The sequence below is a fragment of the Stenotrophomonas sp. 10N36 genome (genome assembly GCF_056395005.1).
Genome location: NZ_JBFTIS010000003.1, coordinates 92,798 through 117,861, shown reverse-complemented (window position 1 = coordinate 117,861; position 25,064 = coordinate 92,798). Strand labels below are relative to the sequence as shown.

8 protein-coding genes are annotated in these 25,064 nt (G+C 69.8%); 4 read left to right on the top strand and 4 right to left on the bottom strand.

The features are described from left to right. Positions 1 to 74: 74 nt before the first annotated feature. The gene (locus AC1DCJ_RS05420) at positions 75 to 2,612 is read right to left on the bottom strand and encodes a tetratricopeptide repeat protein (protein WP_478070306.1); all 2,538 of its coding nucleotides are present in this window, start codon (positions 2,610 to 2,612) and stop codon (positions 75 to 77) included. Positions 2,613 to 2,790: 178 nt separating this feature from the next. On the opposite strand from AC1DCJ_RS05420, the gene purH reads away from it, so the two are divergent. From purH to purD, 4 genes are all read left to right on the top strand, one after another. Continuing rightward, complete coding sequence (purH, locus tag AC1DCJ_RS05415; protein WP_478070305.1) at positions 2,791 to 4,374, top strand: bifunctional phosphoribosylaminoimidazolecarboxamide formyltransferase/IMP cyclohydrolase; 1,584 nt, start codon at positions 2,791 to 2,793, stop codon at positions 4,372 to 4,374. Positions 4,375 to 4,391: 17 nt separating this feature from the next. Continuing rightward, positions 4,392 to 5,249 carry a hypothetical protein gene (locus tag AC1DCJ_RS05410; protein WP_478070304.1) on the top strand — a complete coding sequence of 286 codons (858 nt, stop codon included), beginning with the start codon at positions 4,392 to 4,394 and terminating at the stop codon, positions 5,247 to 5,249. Further along, positions 5,249 to 6,190 (top strand): hypothetical protein, encoded by a 942-nt coding sequence (locus AC1DCJ_RS05405; protein ID WP_478070303.1) that lies wholly within the window; start codon positions 5,249 to 5,251, stop codon positions 6,188 to 6,190. Before AC1DCJ_RS05410 ends, AC1DCJ_RS05405 begins: the two co-directional genes overlap by 1 nt. A gap of 70 nt (positions 6,191 to 6,260) precedes the next feature. Further along, complete coding sequence (gene purD / locus AC1DCJ_RS05400) at positions 6,261 to 7,544, top strand: phosphoribosylamine--glycine ligase (protein ID WP_448136632.1); 1,284 nt, start codon at positions 6,261 to 6,263, stop codon at positions 7,542 to 7,544. Between the two features lie 143 nt (positions 7,545 to 7,687). Here purD and rpoH read toward each other — a convergent pair whose 3' ends face one another. From rpoH to AC1DCJ_RS05385, 3 genes are all read right to left on the bottom strand, one after another. Continuing rightward, entirely contained in the window at positions 7,688 to 8,563 is an 876-nt protein-coding gene (gene rpoH, locus AC1DCJ_RS05395; RefSeq protein ID WP_038685839.1) for an RNA polymerase sigma factor RpoH, read from the bottom strand. Positions 8,564 to 9,023: 460 nt separating this feature from the next. Further along, on the bottom strand, positions 9,024 to 12,722 hold the full coding sequence (locus tag AC1DCJ_RS05390) for a TonB-dependent receptor (RefSeq protein WP_478070302.1): 3,699 nt from the start codon (positions 12,720 to 12,722) through the stop codon (positions 9,024 to 9,026). A 2-nt stretch (positions 12,723 to 12,724) separates the two neighbouring features. After that, positions 12,725 to 25,039 carry an Ig-like domain-containing protein gene (locus AC1DCJ_RS05385; protein WP_478070301.1) on the bottom strand — a complete coding sequence of 4,105 codons (12,315 nt, stop codon included), beginning with the start codon at positions 25,037 to 25,039 and terminating at the stop codon, positions 12,725 to 12,727. Between the last annotated feature and the right edge of the window lie 25 nt (positions 25,040 to 25,064).

The window sequence follows — 25,064 nt, the reverse complement described above, 5'->3', positions numbered from 1 at the left end:
CGTGCTGTCCTCCTGACGTTCGCTAATCTACCTGTCGGCGCCGATGCAGGGAAACGCCCGCCGACGGCATCGGCTCACTCCGCTGCCAGCAGCTGCTGCCAGAGCTGCAGGAAGCGGTCGGAGTACCAGTAGCCTTCGCTGCGCATCAACTGCGCCGGCAGACCTGCGGCGAGCACGTAACGCGTGGTGAAGCGCTGTTCGAACTGTCGCTTCAGCCGGCCCAGCTGCGCCGGGTCGCTCTCCAGCATCGCGCAGGCCAGCATGCCCAGCCAGCCGTCCACCTCGTCCGGTTCGCGGGTGAAGGCCTGGTCGAACAACCGCTTCGCATCCTGTGGCCGGCCCAGGTCCAGCAGCATGTAGCCATAGTTGCGCTGCGCGTCGATGTTGTCCGGCTGCGCCTGCAGCACCTGCTGCATGCGGCTGGCCGCCTCGCCGGTGCGCCCCAGGTGGAACAGCACGTAGCCGGCGTGTTCCTGCAACGCCAGGTCAGGCTGCGCCTGCGCCGGCTGCGCGTGTTGCAGTGCGTCCAGGCGCACCCACGCCGCCTCGAAGTCCGGCGCGGCCGCCGCCGGGTTGCCGGCCGACAGTGCCATCGCGGCGCGGTTGAACCACGGCCGGTAATCGTCCGGTGCGTCATCGATGGCGGCCTGCAGCGCGCGGCGCGCGGCGTCCGCATCGCCGGTGTCGGCCAGCGCGCTGGCCAGGTTGAGGTGGATGTCCATGCGCTGTCCGCGCTGGGCCGAAACGTCCAGCTCCGGATCGCCCTGCAGCTTCAACGCGGTGCGGTATTCCTGCACGGCCTTGCGCGGCTGCTTGAGCTGCTGCAGGTACAGGTTTCCCAGGTTGTAGTGCGCGTCCAGGCGCGCCGGCTGCAGCCGCATCGCCGCGCGGTAGGCGTCCACCGCCTGCGGGTGCTGGCCGCTGTCCCCCAATGCATTGCCCAGGTTCACGCGCAGGCCGTAGTCGTCCGGAAAACGCGCCACACCGTTGGCCGCCACCACCGCCGCCTCGCGGGTATCGCCCAGCTGCAGCAGCATCGCCGCGTAGTTGATGAAGGCATCGGGCGACAGGTTGCCCGGCAGCTGCACCAGCTGGGCATAGTAGCGCCGCGCCTTGTCGGTCTGGCCGGTGCGGCTGTAGTGGGTGGCCAGGCGCTGCTGGATGTCGAGGTTGCCCGGCTCCAGCTGGGCGGCACGCAGCAGGTCCTTCTCGGCCGCGCCGTCATCGCCCAGTTCGTGCAGCACGTTGGCGCGGTTGAGCAGGCCGAGGGTCTTGAGCGGAGCGCGCTGGATGTAATCGTTGAAGGTGTCCAGCGCACGCTGATGCTGCCCCAGCCGGGCCTGCGCCACACCGAGGTTGAGCCAGGCGGTGTCCAGGCCGGGGTCGAGCCGCACCGCCTGCGCGAACAGATCCGCAGCGGCCTGCCACTGCCCTGCCCGGGTCTGCGCCTGGCCCTGGTTGAAGAGCAGCTGCGCCTGGTTTTCGGTGGGCAGGTGGGCGGCCTGCGCGGCTACCGCCGCGGCATCGCCCTTTCCGGCCTTGCCCAGCAGCGACAGGCGGTTGGTCAGCGCCTTCGCGTTGCCCGGCGCCTTCGCCAACGCACGGTCATAGGCGGCCAGCGCCTCACGCGTGTGGCCCAGCCGCTCCTCGACCACGCCGATGTTGAGCCAGGTATCGGCGTCGTCCTTGCCCAGCGCTACGGCCGCCTTGAAGTCCTGCAGCGCCCCGGCCGCGTCGCCCAGGTCCAACCGGGTCACGCCGCGGTTGTAGGGATACAGCGGCTCGGTGGGGTCCAGCTGCATCGCCCGCGCATCGTCGGCCAGCGACTGGCTGGAGCGGCCCAGCGCGTGCTGGGCCAGCGCGCGGTTGCCGTAGTAGCCGGCCACCTGGGGCAACTGTGCGATGGCCTGGTCCAGCAGGTCCAGCGCGCGGCGCGGCTGGCCCAGGTGCTGGTAGGCCTGGGCGGCATGGAAGGGAATGTCCGGGTGCAGCCCGGTGCCTTCAGGGTCGCGGCGGTAGGCGTCTTCGTAGGCGGCGTGCACCTCCAGCATCCGCGCGTTGGCATGCTGCTGGTTGAGCACGTACAGGTAATTGCGAAAGAAGCCGCTGGTATGCCAGCCCGCCTGCAAGGCCGCGGCATAGTCGGCCAACGCGCCCTGCGCATCACCCGCCTTGGCCCGCGCACTGCCACGCAGCTGCAGGCTTTCGGCATCGCCCGGATCGCGCTGCAGCGCCTGCTCCGCCGCCGCCAGCACCCCGGCGTCGTCGCCGGTCGCGGCGGCGATGTAGGCCTTCAGGCGGTACAGGCCGGCCTGGTCCGGCGCCAGCGCGATGGCCTGCGCGATCAGGCGGCTGGCCTGGGGCCAGTCCTGGTCTTCGTAGGCCCGGTAGGCACGCTGCTCCAGGTCGTCACTGCTGGACCCGTCGGCATCGGCCGGCACGCTGGCCCCGTGGGCGGCATCCACCGCCACCGGCAGCGCCGCAATCTCCACGACCTGCACCGGTGCGTCGGCCGCCCCGCGCGCGGTGTCCTGCGCCTGCACGGCGGTGCCGGTCCCGGCGAATACCACCAGGCTGGCCAGCAGCGGCCCCTTCCATGTTGCTGTCGACACGTTCTGGACCTGCAAATCCCTGGCAGAGCGCGCAGCCTACCCCAGCGCCGCCGGCCTGCGGGGGCCGGGCGGTGTGCCGGATGCGGCTGCCGGGGGCAATATCGGCCGGGCGGCGCCCGCCACCGGCCCCCACCGCCTACAATATTGGCCCCGCTCCGCTGCCGATTGCCCTGTCCCCATGACTGCTGATCTGTTGCCCGTTCGTCGGGCCCTCCTGTCCGTCTCCGACAAAACCGGTCTGATCGACCTGGCCCGCGCCCTGGCGGCGCGCAACGTGGAGCTGCTGTCCACCGGCGGCACCGCCAAGGCGATCCGCGAGGCGGGCCTGGCCGTCAAGGACGTGGCCGACGTCACCGGCTTCCCGGAAATGATGGACGGCCGGGTCAAGACCCTGCACCCGATGGTGCACGGCGGCCTGCTCGGCCGTGCCGGGCTGGATGACGCGGTGATGGCCGAACACGGCATCGGCGCGATCGACCTGCTGGTGCTGAACCTGTACCCGTTCGAGTCGGTCACCGCCAAGGCCGACTGCACGCTGGACGATGCGGTGGAGAACATCGACATCGGCGGCCCGGCGATGCTGCGCTCGGCCGCGAAGAACTTCGCGCGCGTGGCCGTGGCCACCGACCCGGCGCAGTACGCCGAGCTGCTGGCCGAACTGGACGCCAACGACGGCAAGCTGTCGGCCGCCAAGCGCTTTGCCTTCTCGGTGGCCGCGTTCAACCGCGTGGCCCAGTACGACGCGGCGATCAGCAACTACCTGTCCGCCGTTGCCGCCCGCGATGCGGCGGTGCCGGTGCGCAGCGAATTCCCGGCGCAGATGAATTCCAGCTTCGTGAAGGTGATGGACCTGCGCTACGGCGAGAACCCGCACCAGAGCGGCGCGTTCTACCGCGACCTGTACCCGGTGCCGGGCACGCTGGCCACCTTCCAGCAGCTGCAGGGCAAGGAGCTGAGCTACAACAACCTGGCCGACGCCGACGCGGCGTGGGAATGCGTGCGCCAGTTCGACGCGCCGGCCTGCGTGATCGTCAAGCATGCCAACCCGTGCGGCGTGGCCGTGGGTGCCGGCAACGGCGATGCCTACGAGTTGGCCTACGCGACCGACCCGACCAGCGCCTTCGGCGGCATCATCGCCTTCAACCAGCCGCTGGATGCCGCCACCGCCAAGGTGATCCTGGACCGCCAGTTCGTTGAAGTGCTGATCGCCCCGGACTACGAACCGGCTGCGCTGGAATACGCGCAGAAGAAGGCCAACGTGCGCGTGCTGCGCATTCCGCATGGGCAGGGCCGCAACAACTACGACACCAAGCGCGTGGGCTCGGGCCTGCTGATCCAGAGCGCGGACAACCGTGGCATGGCGCGCGACGAACTGACCGTGGTGAGCACGCTGGCCCCCACCGACAAGCAGTTTGCCGACCTGCTGTTCGCCTGGAAGGTGGCCAAGTTCGTGAAGTCCAACGCCATCGTGTATGCCAAGGACAACCGCACCATCGGCGTGGGTGCCGGGCAGATGAGCCGGGTGTACTCGGCGCGCATCGCCGGCATCAAGGCGGCCGACGCGAACCTGGTGGTGGAAGGCTCGGTGATGGCCTCCGATGCGTTCTTCCCGTTCCGCGATGGCATCGATGCCGCCGCTGCGGCCGGCATCAAGGCGGTGATCCAGCCGGGCGGCTCGATGCGCGACAACGAAGTGATCGCCGCTGCCGACGAACACGGCCTGGCCATGGTGTTCACCGGCGTCCGCCACTTCCGCCACTGACCCTTGGAGCGACACGGATGTCCCCGCAGCACATGAAGACCCTCGCCGCGCTGGCCATTGCCAGTGCGGCCGCGCTGGCCGGGTGCACCCCGGCCAGTGAACCGGCGACCCCGGCCGCCCCCGTTGCGGCGCAGACGCCTGCCGCACCGGTGGCCCACGTCAGCCGTACCGCGCGGCTGCAGGCCTTTCTGACCGAACGCTATGGCAAGGCCGCGAAACTGGACGGTCAGTGGCGTGGCAGCTGGAACCAGGATGGCGACACCCGCCCCACCGACTGGCGCGTCTGCGCCGAACAACCGGTAGTGACCGGCGACAGCTGGCAGCAGCTGCTGGCTGTATGCGGCTGGCCGCTGGACGGCGCGCACCCGGACCCGGGCGCGATCGACTTCTTCGTACTGCGCCCCGAGGCCGACCGTTTCGCCGTGGCCGCCGAACTGACCGGCCAGAACTTCGGCAGCCAGGGCCAGCCCGGCACGGTGCAGATCATCCGCGCCGGCAGCGACTTCTACGGGTTCCGCATCGAGCACGGCTGGTTTGGCCAGGGCTATTCGCTGATCACCCAGACGCTGGTGCTGCCCGGCCCGAACGGGCTGGTGGAGGCCGGTGGCGTGCGCAGCCACATCGACAACAGCAGTGCCTACGACTGCGACGATGCCGACGCCGAGCCGGACTGCCAGGCCCGCCTGTTCAACCTCGATTTCGCCCTCACCTTCGATGCCCGCGACCCGGCTGCACGGCAGTGGCCGCTGGTGATCGAGGAAACCGGGATGAGCTGTGGCCGCACCCCGGTGCGCCGCGAGCATCGCTTCACCCTGGACGCGAAGACCTGGACCTACGCTTTCCCCGATACATTGAACCGCGAAGGGTGCGAGTGATGGTGCGCGCGGGCCGTGCAGTGACCTGCCCGCACCGGCCCGCGCTGGCCACCGCCCTGCTTGTGCTGCTGGCCGGCTGCACCAACAGCAGCTCACCGGCCAACCCCACCAAGCCGCGACGGGCGCTCGATACCAGCGCGCCGATAGAGGCTATGCCCCACCTGCGCGGCACCACCGAGCAACGTCTGCTGGGCTTCCTGCAGGCGCGTTACGGCGGCCGCGCACGGCTGGAGGGCGCCTGGCAGGACCAGTGGGAAGACACCGAGGTGGACGCGCAGCGCCCGGTCACGCGGGAGGTGTGCGCGCGTGAACCGGTGCATCGCGATGGCCGCGCGCGCACCCTGCTGGCGGTCTGCCAGCGGCTGGAGGATGCCGCCAGCGTGGAGCCGGGCCGGATCGACCTGTACGCGCTGCAGGTGGGCGAGGATGCGCGCGTGCCCAAGGACACCAGCGGGGTGGAACAGTTGATGGCATTGGAAGTGCCCTTCCGCATCATCGCCCAGCGCCTGCAGGCCCAGTACGGCCAGTGGGGGGCGCCGGGCACGGTGGGAATCGTGGGGCTGGGGCCGCAGCGCGACGCCTTCATCATCACCCATCCGTGGGCCCGCCGCGGCACCACGCGGATCAACCGCAGCTATGTGGCGATGCACGGCGACTACCTGCGCGAGGTGGCCAGCTACCGCGACCACCTGGACAACGACGGCAGCCAAGACTGCGATGCGGAGCGCTCCGTGTGCGAGGACGCGCACTACAACATCGACTTCAGCACGCAGCTGGGCAGCAACGAGGCGGTGGACGGCTTCTGGCCGCTCATCGTGCGCGGCACCGGGCAGGACTGCGCCGGCCCGTTCCAAGAGTATCACCGGCTGATCTTCGACCCGACGCTACGGGCGTATACGGTGCCCGACTCGCTGCAACGTGAGGGCTGCGACACGCCCTGAGCCGGGGCGAATGCAGGCCCGGCCGACACCGCGTAAAATCGCGGGCCTGCCCCCACACGCGAGAACTGCATTGAAGATCCTGGTCATCGGCGCCGGCGGCCGTGAACACGCCCTGGCCTGGAAACTGGCCCAGTCCGCGACGGTGGAGGAAGTGATCGTGGCCCCCGGCAACGCCGGTACCGCGACCGAGGCCAAGTGCCGCAACGTGCCGGTCAAGGTCACCGACCTGGACGGGCTGTTGGCCCTGGTGGCCGCCGAAGGCATCGGCCTGACCGTGGTCGGCCCGGAAGTGCCGCTTGTGGCCGGCGTGGTGGACCGTTTCCGCGCCGCCGGGCACCGCATCTTCGGGCCGACCGCCGCCGCCGCGCAGCTGGAAGGCAGCAAGGCGTACGCCAAGGACTTCCTGGCCCGCCACAACATCCCCACCGCGTTCTATGCGGTGCACACCGAGATCGAGCCGGCGCTGGCTTACATCCGCGAGAAGGGCGCACCGATCGTGGTCAAGGCCGATGGCCTGGCCGCGGGCAAGGGCGTGATCGTGGCGATGACCCTGGCCGAGGCCGAAGACGCGGTGCGCGACATGCTGTCGGGCAACGCGTTCGGCGACGCCGGCGCGCGCGTGGTGATCGAGGAGTTCCTCGACGGCGAAGAAGCCAGTTTCATTTCCATGGTGGACGGCACCACCGCGCTGCCGATGGCGACCTCGCAGGACCACAAGCGCGTGGGCGACGGCGACACCGGCCCGAACACCGGCGGCATGGGCGCGTACTCGCCGGCCCCGGTGGTCACCGACGCGGTGCATGCCCGGGTGATGCGCGAGGTGGTCAACCCGACCGTGCAGGGCATGATCGCCGACGGCATTCCGTTCACCGGCTTCCTCTATGCCGGGCTGATGATCGATGCCAACGGCGCGCCGAAGGTGATCGAGTTCAACGTGCGCTTCGGCGACCCGGAAACGCAGCCGGTGATGCTGCGCCTGCAGTCGGACCTGGTGGAGCTGGTCCAGGCGGCCATCGACGCACGCCTGCACGAGGTCCAGGCGCAGTGGGATCCGCGCCCGTCGCTGGGCGTGGTGATGGCGGCGGCGCCCTACCCGGAAACGCCGATCAGCGGCGATGTGATCCACGGCCTGGACACGGTGCCAGCCACGGCCAAGGTGTTCCATGCAGGCACGGCGCTGGACGCGCAGGGCCAGGTGGTGAGCGCGGGCGGCCGGGTGCTGTGCGTGGCGGCGCTGGGCGACAGCGTGGGCGATGCGCAGGCCAACGCGTATGCCGGCGTGGCGAAGGTGACCTGGGACAACGAGTTCCACCGCACCGACATCGGCTGGCGTGCGATCGCGCGGGAGAAGTGAGGCCGCGCTGATCCGTGCATGGCATGGAGCGTGTGACGTCAGCGGCCCGGCATTGCCGGGCCGTTGCGTTACAGGACCGACGCTTCCAGAAAAGAAAAGGCCCGGCAGTGCCGGGCCTTTCATCACCTCAACGCCGCCCCGCATTACGCGGTAAACAGCGCCTTCATCTTCTTCAGCGCGTTCGCCTCGACCTGGCGGATGCGTTCGGCCGACACACCGTACTCGTCGGCCAGCTCCTGCAGGGTGACCTTGCTGTCCGCGTCCAACCAGCGACGGCGGATGATGTCGCGCGAACGCGCATCCAGTTCGGCCATGCCTTCGCGCAGCAGCTGCAGCTTGTTGTCTTCGCTGTCGGCACGCTCGTAGGCCATCGACGGATCTTCCGCGTCGGCCACCAGGTACGCAGCCGGCGACGGCGGGGCGTTTTCGTTGTCTTCGTCGCTGGGCGCATCGAAACCGATATCGCGGCCGGACAGGCGCGATTCCATTTCAAGCACTTCGCGCTCGGAAACGTTCAGATCCTTGGCCACCGCGCGCACTTCGGCCGCGTTCATCCAGCCCAGACGGGTCTTGGACTTGCGCAGGTTGAAGAACAGCTTGCGCTGCGCCTTGGTGGTGGCGACCTTCACGATGCGCCAGTTCTTCAGGATGAACTCGTGCATTTCCGCACGGATCCAATGCACCGCGAACGACACCAGGCGTACGCCCATGTCCGGGTCGAAGCGCTTCACCGCCTTCATCAGGCCGATGTTGCCTTCCTGGATCAGGTCGCCCAGGGCAAGGCCGTAGCCGTTGTAGCCACGGGCCACGTGCACCACGAAGCGCAGGTGGGAGTGGACCAGCTCGCGCGCGGCGTCCAGGTCCAGCTCGTCGCGGAAGCGGCGGGCCAAATCCTGCTCGTCATCGACCGACAGCACCGGGATCTGGTGCACGGCACCGATGTAGGCGTCCAGCGAACCGAGCGCACTGGGAATCGGGAGATTGTTTGCCACAAGGGCAGTAGACGTGTTCTGGCTCATAGGGCTCATCTTAGCAGTCTGAAACTTGGACTGCTAAAGGGGAAAGAAGTTCCAGCGTTCTGTTCATGCAACGATGGCACTGATTACCCGGATAACGTACCGCGAAATGATGACAGTGGCGAGAGGGTCAAAAAATACGGCAAACGCCTTTTAAATCAATAGCTTGATCGAATAAATGCGACCACGGAGCGTCGATTTCCGCTGAACGACTGGGTTCCCCTACCCCATTCAGCCGAAAAGTGTTGGCAGGCATTCAGCCCGGCGAGCAGGGCGGTGCGGAACCGGCCAGCAGCATGGCAAGGGGTCGGGTTGGTCGGTGGCCCAGCCGGGCAGAGCCCGGCTCTACGAGCGGCGGCCGGAGCCGACCGCCGAAGCCGCCATCTCCGGTAGTGCCACGCCATGCGTGGCAGGCCAGACAATGACGAAGACCGATGCGTGGCAGGCCAGCCAACACCGAAGCCTAGTAGTACCCCGCCATATTCAAGAAGAACCCCTTCTGGTCATACTTCAGCTCGGTCATGTCGTCGCTGAACTCGGTGAAGTTGTAGCCCACCCCGACCTTGAAGTTCTCGCCCACCCGGCGGTCCACGCCCAGCAGCCAGCCCTTGCGGACGCCACCGTCGCGTACCTTCAGCCAGCGGTGCTCGGCCAGCCCTTCCCACTTCTCGAACAGGCGGTAACGCAGCTGCAGCGCGGCGAAGTCGGCGCGGCTGTTCAGCCAGGCGCCTTCGCCGCGGCCGGTGCGGTAGTCGCCCCAGCGTGAGGCGAGTTTGGCGGCCACTTCCCAGCGCGCGCCCAGCTGGCGGATGCCCTCCACCGACAGCACCTGCGAGCGCTGGTCGTAGAGGTTGCCGCCTTCCTGGCCCAGCGAGGCCACGTCGTAGAGATAGGTGAACTTGCCGAAGCCGGCCCACCCGGTGTTGTCGTGCGGGCGCCAGGCAAAGCCCATGTTGGTCTCCACCAGCTTGGCATCGGCCACCGGATTGATCCGGTCGTCGGTGTCGGCGTAGTTGGCGCGCAGCGCAAAGCGCCAGTCTTCGTTGAGCTTGTACAGCAGGCGGTTGGTGGTCACCCACTGCTCGCGCTGCTCGGCACCGCTGTCGCGGCGGTACTCCAGCTTGCTGTTCCACTGCGCCACCGCGTCGGTGCGGCCGCCGCTGACGCTGTATGCGCGGCGGTCGATGCGGCCCACGGTGGAATCCAGTTCGCCGTCCATCACGGTGAAGCCCAGGTTCCAGCCCTGCGCGGGATAGAAGTCCATGCCGAAGGTGTGCACCAGCCCGGCGCTGTCCTGGCGGCGGTCCTTGAGGTACTGGCTTTCGTTGTACACGTTGACCTGGTTGCTCAGGCGCCAGCGCTGGCCCAGCGTCCAGCCGCTCTGCAGGCCGGTGTCGAACAGCGGGTCGGTGCCGGTGCGGTCGGTGCTGTAGCTGTAACTGCCGTACAGGCTGTGGTCCGGCGCCATGCGGTACTCGGCATCCACCTTGGCCCCGTTGCCGCGGCTGCCGCCGCTGACTTCGGCGCCCACGCTGCTGCGGTCGCCGAACAGGTAGCGCGCGCCCAGGGTGAGCAGGTCGTTCTTCTCGTACGCGCCGCCGTCATCGTCCAGGGTCACCTGGCCGGTGCCGTACAGCTCCCACGACGACCCGAAACGCTGCCGGTAGCCGATTGCCGCCAGCATCGCCGACACGTCCTGCAGCGCCTGTTCTTCGCGCACGCGGCGCAGTTCGCCGGTGAGCTGGCCGTCGTTGCCCAGCCGCCACTCGGCGGTGAGCTGGCTCTGCTCCAGGGCCAGCTCGCCCTGCTCGGTGCGGGTGTGGCGGCCGTACAGACTGAAGTCGTCGGTGAGGTAGCCCAGGAACTCCGCGCCGTATTCCTGGATCGGCTGGCCGGTGTCCTGGCGGGCTACCGAGAAACCGGCATCTACGTCGCGCCACCACGCGCCCACGCTCCAGTCCTGCGCGGTCCAGCCCAGCTCGCGCAGGTTGGCGCGCGCTTCCACCGCGCTGGCCGTGCCCGAGCGCCGCCCTTCGTACGGGTTGCGGCGGATGAAGCTCAGGCCGCCGTTGTCCGAATAGAACACGGGTGCGGCAGTCGCATCGGTGCGGGTCTGTTCCACCTTCAGGTAAGTACCGCGCCCGGCCTGCAGGGTCAGGTCGGCGCCCTTGAGGCTGTAGTTTTCGCCGCTGCGGTTTTCGTCGATCCAGGTGCCCCCGATCGCCACGTGGTCACCGATCCACTGGCGGCCGCGCGCACCGTAGGTGACGTCGTCGCTGCTGAAGCCCAGCGGCACGTATTCGTAGTCCACCAGCAGCAACTGGTCGTAGCCGTCCAGCGGCATGTCACGGGTGATGCTGCGAACGTTCTCGCGGGTGAGCTGGGCCAGCGGGCGGGTCAGGATCAGGCGACCCTGCAGGTCGTCGATCTCGTAGTCCACGCCCTCCTGCAGGGTGGCGCGGGTTTCGGTGCGCCCGGTGGTGCGATCGCGCACTTCCAGCACCACCTGCTCCGAACCGGGCAGCACATCGGTGTGGCGCAGGTAGTACAGGCTGCCGCCGGTGCCGAGGAATTCGCTATGCCCCGGTGCCGACTGCGCTTCGGACCCGAACACCTTCAGCTGCGAACGCGCCTCGCCCAGCGGCGTGGCCTCCAGCGAGCGCCAGTTCAACGCGCCGCCGTACAGCGAGCGCACGTACTGGCCGTACTCGGTGCCGGTGATGCCGGTGGCGTAGTTGCCCCACAGCGCCTGGCTCTGGTCCCAGTCCACGCGCAGATACAAGCGGCCCTGGGTATCCACGTCGCGGTAGGTGGTGGAATCGTCGCCGTACACCGGGTAATACAGGTCCGGGTCGAGGCGGCGGAACACGTCCTGTGCATCGGCCTGGGTGAAGTCGCGGAACAGGTACTTCAGCTCGCGGTCCTGGGTGTCGGCCTGCGCGGTCACCAGGTACTTGCCGCGCATCTTGCCCTTCAGATAGAACGCCAACCGGCCATCGCTGAGGAAACCGTCGGTGTCGCGATCGTCGGCGGCCAGCGGCTGCACGTTGCCGCTGGCGCTGTTCTTGGACAGCGTCACGTCGGCGATGGCCACCAGGAATAGGTAGCGACCGGTCACATCCACGTCCAGCTGGCGTTGCGCCGAAGGGGCATCGCGCGCTTCCACGCTGACGTCGTAGCGGTGCTGTCCCACCGGCTCCAGGAACTCGGCGGCGAACTTCTGCTCCAGGTCCACCGGGAAGTCCTGGCCGTTGATGCGCACCCGGCTGTTGGGTTCCAGATTGCGCCCATACAGGCGCACGCGTGAGCCGTGGATGGGAATGTTCTGCAGGCGCAGCGTGCTTTGCCCGTAGATGCTGTTGCTGACCTGCAGGTCCTGCGCGCTGTCGCCGTCGAGCGCCTGGCCCAGGGTTTTCTGCACGTTCTCGCGGGTGACCTGCAGGCCGCGGTCGAAGTCGGCCGGGGTGACCAGCTGGATGCGCTGGATGCGCGTCTCGTCGAACGCGCCGCCGGCACCGTAGGCGCGGGCCACGTAGATCAGGTCATCGCCGGTGCGCAGCTTGATCTGTTCGGGCAGCGTGCCATCCCATTCGGCGTCGCCCACGTAATCGGCGGGCAACGGGATCCGCGCCAGCGGGGTGACCAGGTCGGTGTCGGTGCCGCGGTACAGCGTCACCTCCAGTTTCTGGATGAACGAGGCGTAGTTGTTGTAGCTGTGGAAGCGCAGCGGGCGGATCACCCGGCCGTTTTCGAACGGCACCGTGGCCGCCGCCTGCACGCTCAGGCTGGGCGGCACCATGGTGGGGTCTTCGGTGGCCCACACCACGCCGCCATTGGGCAGTTCGGCCATGAACTGGCCGCCGGGACCGGCGACATCCGGCGTGGTGGCCGGTGCCAGCGGTACCGCGTTGGCCGCGCGCGGATCAACGCGGCCCGGCAACGGCAGCACCGCGCCATCGTCATCGCCGATGCGCAGCAGCAGGCCGTCGTCGCTGCGGCAGCTGTCGTCCTGGCAGCGGATCGCATCCGGTGCGGTGGGCGGCAGCGCCGTCTGGGCGATGGCCGGCGCGGTGGCCAGCAACAGCGCGGTGCCCAGCGTGAGCGGCGCACGGCGAAGAAGAAGCGCGGTCCAGGTCGAGGGTCTGCTCAGGGTGATATCCATGGTCAACGCCCCTCCCTGGTGGTGCGGTCCGCGCCGGGAGGAGGCTCGGGTGGATCGTCCAGCCGCAGCCGGTACAGCGTGCTGCCGTCGCCGCCCACGACCTCGATGTGGCTGGCCGCTGCAACCGTCGTCGGCACGCGCGTGGCCAGTGCGGCCTGCACCGCCTGCGCACGCTGCCGTGCCAGGGCCTCCTGGCCCGGGGCGGCCGTGAGCAGCGCACGGCCGCCGCCGCGTGTGACCAGCGCCTGTGCCGCCTTGTCCAGCACGGCGTCACGGCTGGCATCCAGGCGGGCGCTGCCGGGTGCGAACAAGGCATCGCCCAGTTCGATCCGGACCGGCCGGGGCGCCGTCGCGTCGGCGGGCGATGCGGCACTCAGCGCGCCATCGGGCATGCGCACACCGAAGTCGAACCGTGCCGGCAGCCCGGGCGTGATCCGCCGGACCAGCGGATTGGGCGTGGTGAAGCGGGCCCCGCTGGGCAACGTGGACGGGTCGACCTTGAGGATGAAGTTGCGCCCGCGTGCCTGGCCGCCGGGGATGCCCACCAGGTGATAGCGGCCGAAGGCATCGGTCTCCATCAGCAGGCCTTCCACCGCTGCCACGCGCACGCCCGGAATGCCCCGCTCGCCCGGGTCCTGCACGCCGTTGCCGTTGCGGTCGTCGAACACGCTGCCGATGATCAGGCTCTCGTCGAGCAGCGGATCGGTGGTGATGTCCACATCGGCCGAGGCCACGTTGCCGATGCTGCGGTTCTCGCCATCGATGGCGGTGATGCGGTTGGTGTGCACACCGGTGCCGGTGCCCGCCCCGACGCGCAGGTAGTACACCACCGTGGCGCGCTCGCCCACCGGGATGTCGATGCCGTCGATGCGCAGCGGCTGGACGCCACTGGTGCGCGCATCGTTGTCGGCGTCCTGCACCGCGAACCCGCCGCGCACGAAGGTGAAGCCCGGCGGCAGCGTGTCCAGCAGGGTGGCGCCGTTGGCATCCACCTCGCCCACGTTGTCGATGGTCACCGTGTAGCGCACCAGGTCGCCGATCTGCGCGCTGCGCTTGGCGGCCACCTTGGTCAGGCGCAGCACGGCCTGCTGGCCGGACACGGTGACCGCCACGTTGGCTTCGGCGCACAGTGCGGTGGGAATGGACACGTCGCAGACCCGGTAGCGGAAGCTGTCGGTGCCGGCGAACCCGGCGGCGGGCGTGTAGCTGCACAGGCCGTTGGCGCACTGCACGCTGCCGTGGGTCGGTGCGGTCACCACCTGCAGCGAGGCCGGATCCAGCGGTGCACTGCGGGCGCTGTCGTTGGCCAGCACGTCGATCTGCACGGGCGCGGTGGTCTCCATGGTGACCGCGTCGTCCACCAGGGTGAGCACGTTCGGCTCCACGGTCACGGTGACCGTGGCGCTGGCGCACATGGCCGGGTCGGCCACGTCGCACACCTGGTAGTCGAAGCCCTGCACGCCGGCGAAGTTGGTCAACGCGGCGAAGCGGATGCGGGCGCGCGGCATCACCGTGGCCGTGCCATACGGCGGCGGCGCGGTGATGGTCACCGTCACCGTGTCCGGATCGATCGGCGTGCCGTTGACGCGGTCGTTGCCCAGCACGTCGATCTCGATCACGCCGTCCTGCGGCACCTGCACCTGGTCATCCTCGGCATCAACGCCCGGCGGGACCGCGATGACGGTCACGCTGACCGTGCCGGTGTCGCACACGGTGGGCTGGTTGAGCAGGCACAGGGTGTAGGTGGTGCTGTAGCTGCCCGGTGCCAGCCCGGCGGCCACGTCCACCCAGCCATCGGCGCTGAAGGTCAGCGCGGGGGTGGCCACCGGCGCGAAGCTCACCTGGGCCGGGTCCAGCGGTGCGGTGTTGAAGGTGTCGTTGGTGAACACGTTCAACACGCGTGCCTGCCCGGCTGGCCCGATCGGACCGGCGCTGTCGTCCACCGCCAGCAGCGCACCCACCGGCCCCTGCACCAGCACCGTGGCGATGGCCGTGGTGCAGTTGGTCGGCACGCCGTTCTCGCACAGCTGGTAGGCCAGTTGCACCTGGCCCGGCTGCACGCCGGCGGCCACCATGATCTGGCCCTGGTTGTTCATGGTGTAGCCCGGCGTGCTGCCGGTGAGGCTGGCCACCACGCTGCCCACCGGCGGCGGCGACACGTTGTTGAAGCTGTCGTTGTCCAGCACCGAGCGCGCGATGGTGCCGCCCACCGACGGGTCCACCGGCGTAGCGGTGAAGTCGTCGTTGACCGACAGCACCACGTTGGCCGAGCCGGACAATGTGAGCGTGACGCTGGCCGTGCCGCACTGCGCGCTGTACGGCGCAGGCAGGCATACCTGGTAGGTGAAGGTCACCGGCCCGGTGGTGCCCGACGGTGGGGTGTAGCTGAAGGTGCCGTCGGCGTTGAACACCAGCCCGGGCACTGCACCGCTGGTGAGGGTGTGGAGCGCGCCCGGCGGCGTGTTGTCGTTGGACGACACGTTGCCAAGGGTCGGGCGCCCGGCCGGGGCGGTGACGCTGTCGTTCTGCGGGGCCGGGGTGATCACCAGGGTGACACCGGCGGTGGTGCAGTTGGCCGGCGCGGCGGCTTCGCAGATCTGGTAGGTGATCTGGGTGGCGCCCGACGCGACGCCAGTGCCCACGCTGATCGTGCCATCGGGGCTGATGGAGATGCCGGCCGGTGCGCCCACCAGGCTGAGGATCACATCGCCAGGCGGCGGCGGGCTGACCCCGTTGAGGCGGTCGTTGGCGAGCACGCTGGCCGACGAGGTGGCGCCGGGCAGCACATCGGTGAGCACATCATCGCCGGCCACCAGCGTGCCGTTGTTGATGTTGATGGTGACCGTGGCGGTGCCGCAGCTGGCCGCGTACGGCGCGGGCAGGCAGGCCTGGTAGGTGAAGCTGACCGGGCTCGGCGTGCCGCCCGGCGGGGTGTAGGTGAACGCGCCGGTGCTGGTCAGGCTCAGGCCGGCCGGAGTCGCACCCAGCACGGTATAGACCGCCGTGGCCGGCATGCTGTCGTTGCTGGCCACGGTGTTGGTCAGCGTCTGCCCGGCCGGTACCGAGTACGCATCGTTCTGCGGTGCCGGGCTGACCACCACGGTGACGCTGGCGGTGTCGCAGTTGGCGGGCGCGGCGGCTTCGCAGATCTGGTAGGTGAGCGCGGTTGCACCCGAAGTGACGCCGGTGGACACGCTGATCCTGCCGTCGGTGCCGATGCTGAAGCCCGCCGGCGCGTCGACCAGGCTCAGCAGCACATCGCCCGCAGCCGGCGGCGACACCCCGTTGAGGCTGTCGTTGGCCAGCACGCTGGGCCCGGAGGTGGTGCCCGGTGCGACGCCGGTGAACGTGTCATCGCCGGCCACCAGCTGGCCGTTGTTGATGCTGATGGTGACGATGGCGCGCCCGCACAGGCTGGCATTCGGCGCCGGCAGGCAGACCTGGTAGGCCACGCTGACCGGGCCGACCACGCCGACCGCCGGGGTGTAGGTGAAGCTGCCGTTGGCGTTGAACGTCAAGCCGGCCGGCGCGGTGTCCTGCAACGTGAACTGCGCACCGGGCGGGGTGTTGTCGTTGGCGGCCACGGTGTTGGACAGGGTCTGCCCGGCCTGCACGGCGTAGGCGTCATCCTGCGGCGCCGGGGTGACCACCACGGTGACGCTGGCGGTGTCGCAGTTGGACGGCGCGGCCGCTTCGCAGATCTGGTAGGTGAGGGTGGTCGGCCCGGAGCCCACGCCGCTGCCCACGGTGATGGTGCCGTCGGGGTTGAGCGTGACGCCACCCGGCGCGCCCACAAGGCTCAACAACACATCGCCCGCGGCCGGCGGCGACACGCCGTTGAGGCTGTCGTTGGCGAGCACGCTGGTGCCGATGGTGGCACCGGGCAGCACGCCGACCAGGGTGTCATCGCCTGCACTCAGGGTGCCGTTGTTGATGTTCAGCGCCACCGTGGCGGTGGCACACAGGCTGCCGTTCGGCGCCGGCAGGCAGGCCTGGTAGGTGAAGCCCACCGGCGACACCGCACCGGCCGGCGGCGCGTAGGTGAAGCTGCCATCGGGGTTGAAGGTCAGGCCCGGCGGCGGCATGCCCTGCACCGCCCAGGTGGAGCCGGCCGGCATGCTGTCGTTGCTGGCCACGCTGTTGCTCAGCGTCTGCCCGGCCTGCACCGAGAACGCGTCGTTCTGCGGCGTCGGGCTGACGATGACGGTGACGCTGGCGGTGGTGCAGTTGCCCGGCGCGGCGGCTTCGCAGATCTGGTAGGTCAACGAGGTCGGTCCGGCACTGACGCCGGTGGCCACGCTGATGGTGCCGGTGGGCGTGATCGCAAAGCCCGCCGGTGCGCCGACCAGGGTCAGCAGCACGTTGGCCGCCGCCGGCGGCGACACACCGTTGAGGCTGTCGTTGGCCAGCACGCTGGCCGCCGAGGTGGTGCCCGGTGCCACGCCGCTGAGCGTGTCGTTGCCGGCCAGCAGCGAGCCGGTGGCGATGTTGAGGGTGACGCTGGCGGTGGCGCACACCACGTTCGGTGCGGGCAGGCAGGCCTGGTAGGTGAAGGTCACCGGGCTCGGCGTGCCGGGCAGCGGGGCGTAGGTGAACGACCCGTCGGGGTTGAAGGTCAGCCCGGCCGGCGGGGTGCCCTGCACGGTGAAGGTCGAGCCCGGCGGCAGGCTGTCATTGGTCGCCACGCTGTTGCTCAACGTCTGCCCGGCCTGCACCGAGAAGGCATCGTTCTGCGGCGTGGGGCTGACGATGACGGTGATGCTGGCGGTATCGCAGTTGGTCGGCGCGGCGGCTTCGCAGATCTGGTAGGTGAGCGTGGTGGTGCCCGATGTCACGGTGCTGCCCACGCCAAGGGTGCCGTCGGCATTGAGGGTGTACCCGGCCGGCGCACCCACCAGGGTCAGCACAACGCTGGCCGGCAGCGGCGGACTCACCGCATTGAGCGTGTCGTTGGCCAGCACGCTGACGCTGGTGGTGCCTCCTGCAGCGACCCCGCTGAGGGTGTCGTCAACCGCCACCAGGGTGCCGTTGCTGATGTTGAGGGTGACGCTGGCGCTGTCGCAGAGCGAGGCGTTCGGCGCCGACAGGCACGCCTGGTAGGTAAAGACCACCGGGCCGACGGTGCCGATCGGCGGGGTGTAGGTGAAGGTGCCATCGCCGTTGAACGCCAGCCCGGCCGGTGTGGCGCCCTGCACCGTCCAGGTGGAGCCTGCCGGCAGGGTGTCGTTGGCGGCCACGTTGCCGTTGCTGATGGAGCCGCCGGCCTGCACGGCATACGCGTCGTTCTGCGCGGACGGGGTGATCACCAGCGACACCGTGGCGGTATCGCAGTTGGACGGCGCGGCGGTTTCGCAGATCTGGTAGGTCAGCGTGGCCGGGCCGGAGGTGACCCCGGTGGGCACGGTGATGGTGCCATCGGCGGCGATGGCGTAGCCGGCCGGCGCACCCACCAGGCTCAGCTGCACGCTGGCCGCGGCCGGCGGACTCACCGCGTTGAGCGCATCGTTGGCCAGCACGCTGGGCGTGGCGGTGCCCGGCACGACGCCGGTGAAGCTGTCATCGCCGGCCACCAGCGTGCCCAGGTTGACGTTCACCGTGGCCGTGGCAAGGCCGCACACGCCACCGTTGGGCGCAGGCAGGCAGGTCTGGTAGGTGAAGGTGACCGCCCCGGTGGTGCCCACCGGCGGGGTGTAGGTGAAGCTGCCATCCCCGTTGAACACCAGCCCGGTCGGCGGCGTGCCCTGCACTGCCCAGGTCGAGCCGGCCGGCATGCTGTCGTTGGTGGCCACACTGCTGCCCACCAGCGTGCCACCGGCCTGCACGGCAAACGCGTCGTTCTGCGGTGCCGGGGTGATCACCAGGCCGATCGCGGCGCTGTCGCAGTTGGTCGGCGACGCGGTCTCGCACAGCTGGTAGTTCAGCAGCGTCGCACCGGCAGTCGCGCCGGCCGGCACCTGCACGGTGCCGTCGTTGTTGATCACGAACCCGGCCGGTGCGCCCACCAGCAGCAGCTGCACATCGGCAGAGGCCGGCGGGGTGACCCCGTTGAGGGCGTCGTTGGCCAGCACGCTGGGCGTGGCCGAACCGGCGGTGATCGGGGCCGCGAACGTGTCGTCGTTGGCCACCACCGCGTTCACCGCGATGTTCAAGGTCGCCGTCGCGGTACCGCACACCGCGGCATCCGGCGCCGGCAGGCAGGCCTGGTAGCTGAAGGTGACCGGGCCGATGGTGCCCGCCGGTGGGGTGTAGGTGAAGCTGCCGTTGCTGTTGAAGACCAGCCCCTGCGGCGGCGCGACCACGCTCCAGGTGGAGCCGGCCGGCATGTTGTCGTTGCCCGACACGTTGCCGGTGTTGGGCTGCCCGGACTGCACGGCGATCACGTCGTTGACCGGCACCGGGCGCACCACCAGCGCGATGGTGGCCGTGGCGCAGTTGTTGGCCGCCGCGGTTTCGCAGATCTGGTAAACCAGCGCGATGGCGCCGGTGGGCGCGGTGGCGGCCACCGACAGCGTACCGGTGGGGCTGAGGGTGAAACCGGCCGGTGCGCCCACCAGCGACAGCGACACCGTGGCCGCGGCCGGCGGGGTCACCCCGTTGAGCGCATCGTTGCCGAGCACGCTGGGCGTGCTGGCGCCCGGCGCGATCGCACCGAAGCTGTCATCGGCCGCCACCAGCAGGCCGTTGTTGATGTTCAGCGTGGCCGTGGCGGTGCCGCACACGGCGCTGTTCGGCGCAGGCAGGCAGGCCTGGTAATCGAAGCTGGCCGGGCTGGTGGTGCCCGCTGGCGGTACATAGGTGAAGCTGCCATCGGCGTTGAAGGTGACCCCGGCCGGCGGCGTGCCCTGCAGCGCGTACACCGATCCGATCGGCATGTTGTCGTTGCCCGACACATTGCCGGTCAACGTCTGCCCGGCCTGCACGGCGAAGGCGTCGTTGGCCGGTGCCGGAGCAACCACCAGGGCCACGCTGGCGGTGGCGCAGTTGGCCGACGCGGCGGCCTCGCAGATCTGGTAGGTGAGCGTGGTGGCACCGGACGCGGTGCCGGTGGCCACGCTGATGGTGCCGTCGGCGGCAATCGCAAAACCGGTGGGCGCGCCGACCAGCGACAGCACCACCTCGGCAGGCAACGGCGTGGCCGCGTTGAGGGTGTCGTTGGTCAGCACGGTGGGCGACGCCGTGCCCGGCGCGATCGGGGTGGCGAAGGTATCGGCCACGGCCACCAGCGTGCCGCTGTTGACGTTGAGCGTTGCGTTCGCGGTGGCGCACACGCCCGCATCGGGTGCCGGCAGGCAGACCGTGTAGGCGAAGGTGGATGCGCCGCTGAACCCGGTTGGCGGGGTGTAGACCAGGCTGCCATCGGCGGCCAGCACCAGCCCGTCCGGCGGGATACCCACCACCTGGAAGACCGCACTGGCCGGCACGTTGTCGTTGCTGGCCACGCTGCTGGTGAGCACCTGCCCGGCCGCGGTGGACAACGCATCGTCCAGCGCCGACGGTGCCACCACCAGGCGGATCGTCGCGGTGTCGCAGTTGCCCGGCGCGGCCGCTTCGCACAACTGGTAGGTGAGGTTCTTGACCCCGGCAGGGGTACCGGCGGCCACGGTCACCGCGCCTTCGGCGGTGATGGCCAGGCCGGCCGGTGCGCCCACCAGTGACAGCAGCACGTCGGCCACTGCCGGCGGCGTGGCGCCGTTGAGCGAGTCGTTGGCCAGCACCGAGGTGGTGCTGCCGCCACTGACCGGGTTGATCGGGGTGGTGCTGAAGTCATCGCCATTGGCGGCCAGGCTGCCCACGGTGATGGTGATGGTGGCGCTGGCCGTGGCGCACAGCGCCGCGTTCGGCGCCGGCAGGCAGACCTGGTAGTCGAGGTTCACCGGCGAGGTAGCGCCCACCGGCGGCACATAGGTGAAGCTGCCCGACCCGGTGAAGGTCAGCCCGGCCGGCACCGGACCGACCACGCTGAACAGCGCGCCCGCCGGCACGTTGTCGTTGTCACCCACGTTGCCGTTGAGCGCCTGCCCGGCCGCGGTGGAATAGGTGTCGTTGCTGGCCGACGGCGTCACCACCAGGCGCAGGGTGGCGCTGGCGCAGTTGCTGGGCAGCACCGCTTCGCAGACCTGGTAGGTCAGCACCACCGCGCCACTGGTGGCGGCCGCGGGCACCTGCAGCAGGCCGTTGGCATCGAGCGCGTAACCGGCCGGCGCACCGACCAGGCTCAGCAGCACACTGGCGGCGGCCGGCGGCGTAACGCCGTTGAGCGTGTCATTGACCAGCACGCTGCTGGCAGCGGTGCCACCGGGAGCGAGCGGCGTGGCGCTGATGTCGTCGTCGCGCGCCACCAAGGTGCCCGCGTTGACGTTGATGGTGGCCGTGGCAGTGCTGCACTGCGCGCTGTCCGGCGCGGGCAGGCAGACCTCATAGGTGAACGTGACCGGGCCGGTGAAGTTGGCCGGCGGGGTGTACTGGATGCTGCCATCGGCGCCGAACTGCAGGCCCGCCGGCACCGCGCCGGGCACGCGGAACACCGCACCGGCCGGCGCGTTGTCGTTGCTGCCCACGTTGCCGGCCAGCAGCTGCCCGGCCGGGGTGGAGAACACATCGGCGGCCGCCAGCGGCGCGACCAGCAGGCGGATCTGGGCCGTATCGCAGTTGCCCGGCAGCGCCGCTTCGCACAGCTGGTAGGTGAGCGTGACCGCACCGGCAGCCACGCCGCTGGCAATGGCGAGCACGCCATCGCTGCCCAGCGTGTAGCCCGACGGCGCGCCCACCAGCGTGAGCAGCACATCGGTCGAGGCCGGCGGCACGGTGCCATTGAGGCTGTCGTTGCCCAGCACCGACGCCGTGCTGCCGCCCACGGCAGGGTTGATCGGGGTCGCGCGGATATCATCGTCGTTGGCGACCAGGGTGCCGGCATTGACGTTGACCGTGACCGACGCGCCGGCGCACACGGTGGTGTCCGGTGCGGGCAGGCAGGCCTGATAGGCGAAGGTGACCGCGCCCTGGGTGCCCACCGGCGGCGTGTAGGTGAAGCTGCCATTGGGGTTGAACACCAGCCCGGCCGGCGCGGTGCCGCTCAGGCTGAAGCTCGCGTTGGCCGGTACGTTGTCGTTGCCGGCCACGTTGCCGGTCACCGCCACGCCGACCTGCGTGCTGAAGATGTCATCGACCGCCACCGGCCCCAGCAGCAGCTGCACCGCACCGGTATCGCAGTTGCTGGGCAGTGCCGCTTCGCACAGCTGGTAGGAGAAGCTGACCGCACCGGCCGCCGCGCCACCGGGCACGGACACGGTGCCGTTGCTGTTGATCACATAGCCGGCCGGCGCGCCCAGCAGGCTCAGGATCACATCGGCCGGGGCCGGCGGAATCGCGCCGTTGATGGTGTCGTTGCCGAGCACGCTGTTGGTGGTACCGCCGCTGGCCGGGTTGATGATCGCGGCGCGGAAGTCATCGTCGTTGGCCACCAGCGTGCCGGCATTGACGTTGAGGGTGACCGTGGCGGTATCGCAGACGACGGCGAACGGCGCGGCCAGGCACGCCTGGTAGGTGAACGTGGTGGTGCCGGTGTACTGCGCCGGCGGGGTGTAGGTGAAGCTGCCATCGGGGTTGAACAGCAGCCCGGCCGGCGTGGCACCGGTCACGGCGTAGGTGGTGCCGGCGGCGACCGTGTCATTGACCGCCACGTTGCCGCTGACCGCGCGCGCCACCTGGGTGGTGAACGCATCGGCCACCGCGTCGGGCGCGATCACCACCGCGATGCTCGCGGTGGTGCAGTTGCTGGTGCCGGCCTGGCACAGCTGGTAGGTCAGGCTGATCGGCCCGGCCGGCGCGCCGGCAGGCACCTGCAGCTGGCCGTTGGCGGCCAGTGTGTAACCGGCTGGCGGTGCATTGATCAGCGACAGCGTGGCCTGCGCAGGCAGGATGGCCGCGCCGTTGAAGGTGTCGTTGTCCAGCACGCTGGCGGTCAGCCCACCGGCACTGGTCAGCGGCGTGCCGGTGAAGTCGTCGTTGCCGGCCGCGATGACGGCGGCGCCGACATTGACGGTCACGGTGGCGGCATCGCACACGCCCGCATTCGGTGCCGGCAGACACACCTGGTAGCGGAAAATATCCGGACCGATGTACGCCGACTGCGCGGTGTAGCTGAAGCTGCCATCGGCATTGACCGTCACAGTGCCATGCGCGGCCACGGCCAGCAGGCTGAACTGTGCGCCCACGCCCACGTTGTCGTTGCCGGTCACGGTGCCGGTCAGCGGCACGCCCGCCGTGGCCACGAAGGCGTCGTCGAGCGCATCGGGCGCGACCACTAGCTGCACGCTGGCGGTGGCGCAGTTGGTGGGCGCCGCTATTTCGCAGATCTGGTAGTCGAAGGTCACCGCACCGGCCGCGGCACCGGCCGGCACCTGCACCTGCCCGTTGGCGTTGACCGCGTAGTTGGCCGGTGCGCCGCTCAGGGTGAGCAGTACCGCGGCCGGGGCCACCGCCACCCCATTGAGGGTGTCGTTGCCCAGCAGGCTCACCGTGGTGGTGGTGCCCGGCAGCAGCGGCGTGGTGAACACATCGTTGACCGCGGCGATCTGGTTGGCCTGCACGTTCACGCTGACCGTGGCGGTGTCGCACACGGTGCCGTTCGGGGCCGGCAGGCACACCTGGTAGGTGAACGAGTCCGGCCCGGTATTGCCGTTGGACGGGGTGTAGCTGAAGGTGCCATCGGCGTTGACCACGACGGCGCCACGGGTGGGCGCGGTGGCCAGGGTGTAGGTGGACCCGCTGGCGATGTTGTCGTTGCCCGCCAGGCTGCCGGTGGCCGGCTGACCGCCGCCGGGGGTGGTCACCGTGTCGTTCACTGCATCCGGGCTCACCACCAGATTGGCGGTGGCGGTGGCGCAGTTGGCCGGCAAGGCGTTTTCGCAGAAGCGATAGGTCAGCGCCAGCGGACCGGCCGCGGCGGTGGCCGGCACCTGCACGGTGCCGTTGGCATTGATGGCAAAGCCCGTCGGCGCGCCCACCAGGCTCAGCGTCACCTGGGCCAGCGGCACGGCGCCGCCGTTGAACGTGTCGTTGGTGAGCACGGTAGGGGTGAGCCCCCCGGTGCCGGCCGGGATCGGCGTGGCGAAGGTGTCATCCACCGCCACCAGCGCGTTGGCGTTGACTACGATCGCAGCGGTTCCCGTCGCGCAGACGGTGCCATTCGGCGCGGGCAGGCAGACCTGGTACTGGAACGAGGTGGGCGTGGCGATGCCGCCGACAGGCGCGTAGGTGAAGGTGCCATCGCTGTTGACGGTGAGCCCGGCCGGCGGCGTGCCGACGGCGCTGAACACGGCACCGGTCGGTGCGTTGTCGTTGCTGGCCACGTTGCCGGCGAACGAGGGCGCACCACCGGTGGCGTTGAAGCTGTCGTTCACCGCGGTCGGGCCGATCACAACGCTGGCCGTGGCGGTGGCGCAGTTGGTCGGCGAGGCGTTCTCGCAGATCTGGTAGGTCAGGCTGCTGGCACCGGCGGTGGCGCCGGCCGGCACCGTGATCACGCCGGCACTGTTGATGGTGAATCCGGCCGGCGCGCCCTGCAGCGCGATGATCAGGTTGGCGCCGACCACCGGCGCACCGTTGAGCGTGTCATTGGCCAGCACGGTGGGCGTGGTGCCACCGGTGGCCGAGGAGATTGCGGTGGCGAATACATCGTTGTTGGCCACCAGCGCGTTGGCCTGCACCGGCACGGCAGGGGTGGTGGCGCTGTTGTCGCCCGGGGTCGGGTCGGTGGTGCCGGTGGGCAGCACCAGCGCGACGCTGTTGGCCGGCACGGTGGCCGGGGTGGCGCTGGGCGCGGTGCCATTGACCAGCAGCACCACGCTGTCACCCACGCCCACGTTGACCTGCACGTTGACGGCATTGCCGGTGCCACTGGACTGCGCGCACGACGATGCCGCGGTGCTGGGCTGGCAACTCCAGGCCACGTTGGTGAGCAGCGACGACACGGTGTCGACCACGCCCACGCCCTGCGCCGCCGAGGGGCCGGCATTGCTCACCTGGATGCGGTACTGCACGGCGCCGCCGGCGGCCACCGGGCTGGCACTCAGCAACGTCTTGGTCACGCTCAGCTGCGCCTGCAGGGCCAGCGCGTTGGTATCGGTGGCGGTGTTGTTGCCCGGGGTCGGGTCGCCCACATCGGCCGGCGCGGTCACCGTGGCGGTGTTGTTGAGCGGGTTCGGGTAGCTCTGCGCAAGCAGCGTGGGAGACAGCAGCAACGCCAACAGCCCCACCGCATGCGCGATGCCGGCCGATGCCCTGCGTGCCCTGCCCTGCGTGCGGCGTGCTGCCATGCGCTCATCCTCGAAGCGGTGATCG